2 protein-coding genes and 1 pseudogene are annotated in these 1,941 nt (G+C 75.5%); all 3 read right to left on the bottom strand.

Features of this window, described 5'->3' with window-relative positions; genetic code table 11:
- Positions 1-269 (bottom strand): annotated as a pseudogene (locus VB737_RS06755) (molybdopterin molybdenumtransferase MoeA); the annotation flags it as partial.
- The gene (moaC, locus tag VB737_RS06760) at positions 262-777 is read right to left on the bottom strand and encodes a cyclic pyranopterin monophosphate synthase MoaC (RefSeq protein WP_500312166.1); all 516 of its coding nucleotides are present in this window, start codon (positions 775-777) and stop codon (positions 262-264) included. The gene moaC and the pseudogene VB737_RS06755, both read right to left, overlap by 8 nt.
- A gap of 40 nt (positions 778-817) precedes the next feature.
- A partial coding sequence (locus VB737_RS06765; RefSeq protein ID WP_500312167.1) for a sulfate/molybdate ABC transporter ATP-binding protein occupies positions 818-1,941 on the bottom strand: 1,124 nt, incomplete at its 5' end.

A 1,941-nucleotide genomic window follows, 5' to 3' on the forward strand; every position in this document is an offset into this window, starting at 1 on the left:
CCGTAGGGCGCGCCCGGGGCGGAGCGGCCCACCAGGGACCAGCGGCGGCCAGGACTGGGGGTCTCGGCGTCGGCGATGGCGTAGCCATCCATGATCGAGGCGCGGAACCCCGGCACGGCCTCAGCGGCCCGCACCGGCTCGGCGCTCACCCGGCCCAGGCAGCGCGCCAGCGGCAGCCGCTCGCGACCGGTCAGCGGGGTGATCGCCGCCAGCACCCGGCGGCGTGCCTCCTCCAGGGGCAGACCCTCCCGGGGGAACGGCTCAGCCATCGCTCTGCTCCCCCAGTCCCCGCACGGCGGGGTGCACCCAGGGGCCCCGGCGGCCCCCCTCCTTGCGCAGCAGCCGCACCGGGCCGATGGTCATGGCCGGATCGGCCGACTTGACCATGTCGTAGAGGGTGAGCAGGCCCACCTGCACCGCCGTCAGGGCCTCCATCTCCACGCCGGTGGCGCCGTTGGTGCGGGCGCTGGCCTCCAGCCGCAGCCCGCTGCCGTCGGCCATCGGCTCAATCAACACCTCCAGGCCGGTGAGGGCGATCGGATGGCACAGGGGGATGAGCTCCCAGGTGCGCTTGGCACCCTGGATCGCCGCCACCCGGGCCACGGCCAGCACATCCCCCTTGGCCGCCCGGCCCTCCAGCACCAGGGCCAGCACCTCGGGCGCCATGGTGATGTGGCCCTCGGCCACGGCGCGGCGGTCGCTGGCGGGCCGGTCGCCCACCTCCACCATGTGCACCTGGCCGGCGGCGTTGAGGTGCGAGAGGCCGGGCTGACTCATGCAGGGGCGAGCGCGTCGAGCGGTGCCCCCAGCATGGCGCTCAGCACAGCGGCAGCAGGCAGCCCGCGGGCAGGGAGAGCACCAGGGGGCCGCTCGCCGCGGCCGGACCCAGGGCGTCCCAGGCCCTTCGGCGCAGTTCCACCAGGATCGGCTCCACCGCCCCGACCCCGTCGATGCGGACTTCCGGCACCACGAAGACGGTGACGTGCAGCGGCCCCTCGCTCACCCGCACCACCCGGCAGGGCCAGTGGTGGGCGGCCGCCGGCACGGGGGCTGCGGCCAGCTCCAGGTGGTTGGCCCGCATCCCCACGTGGCTGACGCCCGCCTCCAGGGGCTCCGGCAGCTCCAGGTCGAGGCCCCAGGCCAGGGCCCGCAGCCGGGTGGGCCCGAGCCACTGCACCGCCGAGATGTTCTTGCAACCCGTGAGCCGGGCCACCGTCACGGGACCGGGCCGCGCGAACACCTCCCGGCGGGGACCGTGGCGCAGCAGCGCCCCCCCGTCAATCACCAGCAGCTCCTCGCCCAGGCGATAGGCCTCCTCCATGTCGTGGGTCACCAGCAGGGTGGGGATCCCGGAGCGGTCGAGCAGGTCCTCCATCAGCTGCTGCAGGCGGCGGCGACGGTGGGCGTCCTGGGAGGAGAGGGGCTCATCCAGCAGCAGCAGATCCGGCTCGGTCACCAGGGCCCTGGCCAGGGCCGCACGCTGCTGCTGGCCCCCCGAGAGCTGGGACGGGAACAGCCGCGCCTGCTGCTGCAACCCCACCGCCGCCAGCTGGGCCGCCACCCGGGCGTGGCGCTCCGCCGGCGCCAGGTGGGCCAGGCCGAAGCCCACGTTGGCGGCCACGCTGAGGTGGGGGAAAAGGGCATCGTTCTGGAGCATCACGGCGATGCGGCGCCGCTCCGGGGGAAGGTCGAGGCCCCGCTCCGCATCGAACAGCACCCGGCCGTTGAGTTCGATCCGGCCGGCCCGGGGGCGCTCCAGCCCGGCCAGCAGGCGCAGCAGCAGGCTCTTGCCCGCCCCCGAGGGCCCCAGGATCGACAGCCGACGGCAGGAGGTGTCCAGGGCCAGCGCGAAGCGGAAGTCGCCGTGGCACTGCCGGAGCGCGAAGCAGAGGGCGAAGGGGCGGGCGGGCGCCAGGGAGGGCAGCGGCGACGGGGGCGATG

Origin of the sequence: Synechococcus sp. BA-120 BA3 (genome assembly GCF_034931285.1) — a bacterium.
In the GTDB taxonomy this organism is placed as follows: Bacteria; Cyanobacteriota; Cyanobacteriia; order PCC-6307; family Cyanobiaceae; genus Cyanobium.